Here is a 794-nt window from a genome sequence, read left to right as displayed (position 1 = left end):
ACCAGTGGCTGCGTGCGCGCCAGCGTGGTCGATGCCATGTCGCACGGCTTCCGCCCGCTGGTGGTGTCGGACTGTGTGGGCGACCGCGCGCTCCAGCCGCACGAAGCCAACTTGTTCGACATGGAGCAGAAATACGCCGCCGTGATGCCGCGCGAGCAGGCGCTTGCGGCACTGGCACGGCTCTGAGCGGCGCGTGGTTGGCACGGTGGTGGGCACGGTGATGCGCACGCTGACGCGCACGCTGACGCGCACCATGCATGTGCATTGGCTGAAGCCCCAATTGACGGGCACCGCCCGTTTCGCCAATGTGTCGATAAGATCAGTGCACTGAATATGTGCCGCTGGACGTGCGATCAGGCAAGTGCACGGAAATTGCTTGCTGGCCTGCTGGTTGCCGGGTTATCCGTCACCCACGAACCCACAAGCGCAGTCACGGGCGGCGACAAGCCCGGGAGAAATGTATGGACAAAGACCACATCGAAAAACAGGGCGGGCAGGGCGTAGGCGCGCGCGTGGCGCGCAAGGAGGATGCGCGCCACCTGCATGGCAAGGGCCGCTTCGTCGCCGACATCGCCATGCCCGGCCTGCAGGAGGTTGCCTTCCTGCGCAGCCCCATGGCGCATGCGCGGCTGCTGGCGCTGCACAAGCCGCAAGGGCTGGAGCATGCGGTGATCGGGCGTGACGATATGCATGGCGCGCTCGACATCGTCGCCGACTCGGCCTTCCCGTCGTACCAGCCGTCGGCCCAGCCGCCGCTGGCCGCCGGCAAGGTGCGCTTTGTCGGCGAGCCGATC

Annotated in this window: 2 protein-coding genes and 1 pseudogene; all 3 read left to right on the top strand. The window is 66.8% G+C overall.

Going from position 1 to position 794, the window contains the following annotated elements; all coding sequences use genetic code 11:
* Positions 1–186 (top strand): isochorismatase family protein (locus tag OR16_RS42360; RefSeq protein WP_006164241.1); only part of this gene is annotated, 186 nt, incomplete at its 5' end.
* A gap of 7 nt (positions 187–193) precedes the next feature.
* A complete protein-coding gene (locus OR16_RS44280; protein ID WP_158001411.1) occupies positions 194–331 on the top strand; it encodes a hypothetical protein in 138 nt (45 codons plus the stop codon).
* 130 nt (positions 332–461) lie between these two features.
* Positions 462–794 (top strand): annotated as a pseudogene (locus OR16_RS37170) (xanthine dehydrogenase family protein molybdopterin-binding subunit); the annotation flags it as partial.

This window comes from Cupriavidus basilensis OR16 (genome assembly GCF_000243095.1).
GTDB classification, from domain to species: domain Bacteria; phylum Pseudomonadota; class Gammaproteobacteria; order Burkholderiales; family Burkholderiaceae; genus Cupriavidus; species Cupriavidus basilensis_D.
This window is presented reverse-complemented; position numbering and strand designations above follow the sequence as displayed.